This is a genomic window from Desulfurobacteriaceae bacterium, from assembly GCA_039832905.1.
In the GTDB taxonomy this organism is placed as follows: Bacteria; Aquificota; Aquificia; order Desulfurobacteriales; family Desulfurobacteriaceae; genus Desulfurobacterium.
Genome location: JBDOLX010000015.1, coordinates 1 through 6,038, shown reverse-complemented (window position 1 = coordinate 6,038; position 6,038 = coordinate 1). Strand labels below are relative to the sequence as shown.

Here is a 6,038-nt window from a genome sequence, read left to right as displayed (position 1 = left end):
AGAAATCATTACAGCTAAAAGACCAACAATGAGAGGGGCTCTAAACTTCATTAATATTTCAAGGATTCTCTCTTGTCCGTATCTTGATGGGATTCTTTTTTCTATTTTCAACTTCTACACCTTAAGGTGAAATTTCAGAGAATTATAGTTGATTTTACGGAAAATGTGGATTAATTTAAGATTAAAATTAAGTTAGGAGGTGCTAACTATGAAAGTTATACCTAAGAGAGAGTTTGTCTGCTTAGAGTGTGAAACTCATTTTGAAGAACCTTTCGGAAAACCGAAGTGGATGTTGAAATGTCCAAAGTGTGGAAGTGACAACATAGTTAGAAGCGATGGAAGTTGTAGGGGAGGATGGGGAAGAGAATATGGAAGAGGATATGGAAGAGGAGGAAATGGCTGGGGAAGATGTGGTGGAAGAAGAGGTGGTAGAGGTAACGGTTGGAGATGGAGATTTTGGCAGAGGGAGGAAAGATGAAAAGGGTCTTGGTTCTTGGAGGAGGAATAGGGGGGGTAGAATCTGCAATAGCTTTAAGCTTTAAAGGTTTTGATGTTCAGCTTATCTCGGATAGGGATTTTTTTTACATCTACCCTATTTCCATCTGGATACCAACTGGCGAGTACTCTTTTGAGGACGTATCAGTTCCCTTAGAGGAAATAGCTCAAAGAAACAGATTTAGATTCGTTAAAGACAAAGTTTCAAAGATACTTACTAAAGAAAGGAGAGTCTTTTTTGAAAGTGGAGCAGAAAGGAGTTATGACTACTTGGTAATTGCTATCGGAGGAAGCAAAGTTAAACATAGGGGAATAGAAAACACCTTTTCCATCTGTGGAAATCCGGAAGACGCTCTAAAACTGAGAGAAGAAATAGAAAAACTTGTAAAAAGGGGAGATGGAAAGATAGCTGTTGGGTTTGGTGGGAACCCCCAGGATCCTAGCGGGGTTAGAGGTGGTCCTGCTTTTGAATTTGCTTTTAATCTACATGTTTACTTGAGAAAACTTGGACTAAGAAAGAACTTTGAGATAACCTTCTTTGCTCCTATGCCAAAACCAGGAATAAGACTCGGAGAAAAGAACGCAGAAAAAGCTTACAAAATGCTGGATAAACTTGGAATAAAGAAACACTTTGGTAAGAGGATAAAAGAATTCCAGAAAGATGGAATCGTTTTTGAGGATGGATCAAAGTTAAAGTCGGACTTAACGATGTTCATTCCTGCAAGCACCGGACACGAGGTTTTCAAAAACTCGGATCTTCCCCTGAATGAAGCAGGATTTGTAAAGATAAATCCAACTTGCGAAGTTGTAGGAACCAATGAAACCGTTTGGGCTATCGGGGACAGCGCTGCAATAGATGGTCCAAGTTGGAAGGCAAAACAAGGACATTTAGCAGAAGTTATGGGTAGGATTGTGGCAAGGAACATTTACTACAAGGAGAAGGGATTTAATAAAAGGGAAGAATACCTAAGCCACTTGAGTATAGTTTGTCTAATGGATATGGGAACGATGGGGGGAGCTTTAGTTTATAGAGATGATAAACGTTCAGTTATGTTACCTTTACCAGTAATTGGGCATCACATAAAGAAACTTTGGGGATGGTATTTCAAGAACAGCAAACTAAGAAAAATACCAAGAATCCCCGGATTTGATAGACCCTAGATTACTTTCCCATAGTTCTCTTCCCTTTCCTCTCCAATGCTTTCTAGAACAACGTTTGCTATTTCACCAGCTTTTATTTCCTTATCAACTTTTAAAGTTATGTAGTTTCCTGTTAAAACTTTCTTACCTTCTAAAACCAAACCATCTAGTTTTTTTCCAATAAAACGGCTTCTATAAGCAATACTTTTTTCTTTCCCCAATTCCCTTAAAATCTCTGCTCTTTCTTTTTTCTTAGAAGGATGTACAGTATCTCCCATTTTGTATGCAACCGTTCTTTTTCTTGGAGAGTAGGGAAAAACGTGTAAATATCCAAAAGGTATTTCTTCTATTAACTTCCTTGTTTCCTCAAAATCTTCATCGCTTTCAGTAGGAAAACCAACCATTACGTCTGTACCGATACAGATCTCATTGTTTTTAGTGAGAATCTTTTCTATAACATTTCTGTATTCTTCTCTGCTATATCTTCTTCTCATTAAATCCAAAATTCTGTTACTTCCACTCTGAAGAGGGATATGAAGGTGTGGTGCTATTTTTTCTGAAGAGGTTACTACTTCTATAAGTTCATCGTCAAACTCCATAGGCTCCACGGAACTAATTCTTATTCTATAAAGATTAGGAACTTCTATTAGTTTCTTTAAAAGCTTTGCAAGGTTTATGTTCTCTTTAAGATCAATCCCGTAAGCTCCAAGATGTGTTCCTGTAAGGACTATTTCTTTATAGCCTGCGTCAACCAGCTCTTCTACTTGTTTTATAACTTCATCTAGTGGAAGACTTAGCATTCGTCCTCTTGCCTTAGGAATTACACAATAAGAACAAAAGAGTTCACAACCTTGTTGAATTTTTAAAAAGGCTCTTGTTCTTCCTTCAACACTTCTGATTGTTAATGGATAAAAGTTTTTCTCGTTCCAAACTCCTTTGACACAAATCCTTGGTAAATTTCCTTTTAATCTTTTTTCAATAAGGTCAACTATTTGAAACTTTTCTAAGTTTCCAGTAATAAGATCGGCCTCTTCAACCTTTTCAACTTCTTCTTTATACACTTCAGAATAACAACCTGTAGCAACAACTAAAGCGCTGGGATTTTGTCTTTTGGCTCTTCTTATTGCCTTCCTTGACTTAGAATCTGCAAGTTTTGTAACTGTGCATGTGTTTATGATGTATATGTCGGCTTTCTCAGAAAAATCGACAATCTCATATCCCATCTTTCTAAACTGTTCTTCCATATAAGCTGTTTCAAAAAAGTTCATTTTACATCCAAATGTACAAAAAGCCACTTTCTTCATTTATCTATCCTTAACTTTCAAAGTGTTTATTTGAAATATAGGTTTAAACTTAAAATTGTTTTAAAACTTCTCTGCCTATTGAAAGGAGAGATTTAATTCCAATAGGTTCTCTTTCTAGTTCCTTAATCAATATAAGCTTTCTGTTAGGGATATTTTCCTCTACCTCTTTTACCTCTTTCTCACTCTTGACCTTATTAACAAAAAGATAGTTGACCTTTACTCCTAAACTTTCTAACTCCTCTAACGTCCTTTTAGCAATCTTTACTGGTAATTTTTGAGGAATTAACACCACTCCAAAAAGCGTTTCCTCTCCCAGAAAAACTTCTCTCAATAACTCAAACTGTGCCTTCCTTCTTTTTAAGATTTTTATAACATCATCGTTCTCTATAACCTTTGAAAGTTCTCTTTTTTCTTCAAGGTTTCCATAAAATTCATATTTTACAACTTCCTCTCGCAAGTTTATTAATCCATCTATCCAATCGTTAAAAACCGATGGTAAAGACACAAGCCTTAAGGTATATCCAGAAGGGGCAGTATCAAAAACTATCTTTTCAAAATTTTTAGACTCATAAACTACTCTATGAATAATATCAAGAATTGCAAGTTCAAAAGCTCCGGGCGAGTAGTAGGCGAGCTCTATCTGTTTTTTTATCTCCTCAAAGATTACAGGACTAACTATTCTTTCAGTCTCCTTTTCTACTCTTTTAAGATAACTTTTCATTTCATTATCAACGTTAATCTCAAGAGCATAGAGGTTAGAAGTTATTTTTTTTATATTATCTAGTCCCTTTACATTTAAAGTAAGAGAGAGAGAATGGGCTGGGTCCAAAGAAACAAGAAGAGTCTTAAATCCCATGTCAGCAAAGGTGGTAGCTATTGCCGAAGAGAGAGTTGTTTTTCCAACTCCACCTTTGCCGGAAAAGAAAAAAATTTTCTCTTTAAGGTTCACCAAGTTCTCCAAAAATCCTATTGAGAATGGTTTTTGTATCTTTCATCCTTACGTTCCAACCTTTCATATCCTTAGCAACGTAAGGGAGGATCTCTACAAGATAGTAATACATAGGGTTAGGAATCCCTATCCTTTCACTTAAGATAAGTAGAAGGAAGTCATCATTTAAGTTTTTAGCTTTAGCTTGAAGTTTCTCCGTTGCTAAATCGCTAAAGGTACCTTTAAAGAAAAGTTTAAAAAAATTAAGCCAATCTTTCATTTTTCAGCCTCTTTAAAGCAAGAGCTCCCTCAACAAACACCCAAACAGCTAAGGCAACCTGTAAAAGTGCTGCAATACCAACAAGGGAAAACTTCCACTTGATAAATAACATTATTAAAGACCAAACTGTGATTATTCCCATGAAAACGGCAGGAATACCGGCCACAAACCAGTATTTTCCTTTGCCGGTTTTTATTAACCAAACCATAACTACAAAAAGTGCTAAAGCTGCAATAAGCTGGTTTGTCGCTCCAAAAACAGGCCAAAGGGCTTTCCATACCGGTAAAAGCTTGTGAGTCGCAGGATCTTCGTATTTTGTAAAAACAAGAATTGCAGGAATTATTAGTGAAATTGCTGTAGCTAAAAATCTGTTTTTTATCCCTGTTAACTCTGTGAAGATGTACCTTGCAAGCCTTGTTCCTGTATCGGTACTTGTGAGAACAAAAGACGATAGAGCAAGCATACCAAATGCCATTCCTATGTAGTGGGGAATTCCAAAAACGCTTAAGAACTTTCCAATACCTTCTCCGTAAATTGCAGCAACGTTTTTCTTTAAGATTTCAAGCTCTTGGGTTGAAAGAACCATAACGAAGATAATTGACATAACGGCAACTATTCCTTCTAAGAGCATTGCTCCGTATCCAACTTTTAACGCATCGGTTTCTTTATCAAGTTGCTTAGATGTTGTTCCAGAACCAACCAAAGAGTGGAAACCGGATATAGAACCACAGGCGATAACAACAAAGAGTAGAGGAATAAGTGGACCTATGTCTGATGTAAAACCTTTATAGGCAGGAAGGTTAACTTCAAAGTTTCCAAAAGAGAAAATAATTCCAAGACCTGCTCCAATTACAGCTCCATAAAGTAAAAAGCTTGAAAGGTAATCTCTCGGTTGGAGTAAAATCCAAACTGGTGTAACAGAGGCTACCGCAACGTAAATTAAAAGTAGAACATTCCACACATTTGGAGAAAGATGTATAGGAAACTGTTGACCAATATAAACAGCAAGATAGACCAAGATGACAAAAATAAAAGTTAAAGTCTTAAGGCTTTTCTTTTTATGATAAACGAGAAAACCGAAAACTACTGCTAAGATGATATAGATTAGAGCAGATGTTGCCACTCCTCCACCGATTGGAAGAAAACTAACTACTTTTCCATCTTCTATCATGGGCATCTTAGCGTTGAAAGTAATTTGTGCAACGTTGATAAAAACTGCCACTACGTAAAGGAGAGCAAACCATATAAAGAGTTTAAAGATAAACCCTGCCCTTTTGCTTAAATAAGCCCCTCCAATTTCTGCTATGGATTTTGCTTTATTTCTTATGGAGGCAACAAGTGAGCTCATATCGTGAACGCCACCTACAAAGATGTTTCCAATTAGAATCCATATGTAAGCAGGTAGCCACCCCCAGGACGATGCTGCAGTTATTGGACCAACTATTGGACCAGCGCCGGCAATAGATGAGAAGTGGTGTCCTAAAAGAACTGGCGCAGGAGCTGGAACGTAATCAACTCCATCGTTTAAGGTGTGAGCAGGAGTCTTATTTTCATCGTTAAGTTCTAGAACTTTTCTGCTTAGAAACCTTCCATAGACCTTATAAGCCAAGACAAAAACTATAATTGCCCCTAAAAATAAAATGGTAATCATCTGTCGTCCTCCTTTCGGATTTCGGACAAAGGAAATATATCAAAAACTTCTTTTTCTCTTTCTTAAGAAGTAGTCAATGGTTTCAACCCTTATTTTTATTGCTCCTTGTGGTCTATTCTCATCTATTTCGTGAAACGTAAAATAAGAAGTATTGCTATTTTCCATAATCTCCTCTATTAAAGAATAAATAGGAGCATCGTGTCCACATCTAAAACTTGAAAGGTCTAAAACAGCAAGGTT

General features: G+C 36.6%; 7 protein-coding genes. 2 read left to right on the top strand and 5 right to left on the bottom strand.

The window, feature by feature from the left end; genetic code table 11:
• Window positions 1-208: 208 nt before the first annotated feature.
• Both ABGX27_00925 and ABGX27_00920 read left to right on the top strand, forming a co-directional pair.
• On the top strand, window positions 209-478 hold the full coding sequence (locus tag ABGX27_00925) for a hypothetical protein (GenBank protein ID MEO2068061.1): 270 nt from the start codon (window positions 209-211) through the stop codon (window positions 476-478).
• Complete coding sequence (locus ABGX27_00920; GenBank protein ID MEO2068060.1) at window positions 475-1,656, top strand: FAD-dependent oxidoreductase; 1,182 nt, start codon at window positions 475-477, stop codon at window positions 1,654-1,656. The genes ABGX27_00925 and ABGX27_00920 overlap by 4 nt, the downstream gene beginning before the upstream one ends.
• On the opposite strand, the gene mtaB is transcribed toward ABGX27_00920, so the two are convergent.
• The 5 genes from mtaB to ABGX27_00895 all read right to left on the bottom strand — a co-directional run.
• Window positions 1,653-2,939 (bottom strand): tRNA (N(6)-L-threonylcarbamoyladenosine(37)-C(2))-methylthiotransferase MtaB, encoded by a 1,287-nt coding sequence (gene mtaB / locus ABGX27_00915; GenBank protein ID MEO2068059.1) that lies wholly within the window; start codon window positions 2,937-2,939, stop codon window positions 1,653-1,655. The genes ABGX27_00920 and mtaB overlap by 4 nt on opposite strands.
• Before the next feature lie 49 nt (window positions 2,940-2,988).
• Window positions 2,989-3,888, bottom strand: a complete 900-nt coding sequence (locus tag ABGX27_00910; protein MEO2068058.1) for an ArsA family ATPase — start codon at window positions 3,886-3,888, stop codon at window positions 2,989-2,991.
• The gene (locus tag ABGX27_00905) at window positions 3,878-4,147 is read right to left on the bottom strand and encodes a hypothetical protein (GenBank protein MEO2068057.1); all 270 of its coding nucleotides are present in this window, start codon (window positions 4,145-4,147) and stop codon (window positions 3,878-3,880) included. Before ABGX27_00905 ends, ABGX27_00910 begins: the two co-directional genes overlap by 11 nt.
• On the bottom strand, window positions 4,131-5,798 hold the full coding sequence (locus tag ABGX27_00900; protein MEO2068056.1) for a carbon starvation protein A: 1,668 nt from the start codon (window positions 5,796-5,798) through the stop codon (window positions 4,131-4,133). The genes ABGX27_00905 and ABGX27_00900 overlap by 17 nt, the downstream gene beginning before the upstream one ends.
• A gap of 39 nt (window positions 5,799-5,837) precedes the next feature.
• The coding region (locus ABGX27_00895) for a hypothetical protein (protein MEO2068055.1) at window positions 5,838-6,038 on the bottom strand (201 nt) is incomplete at its 5' end.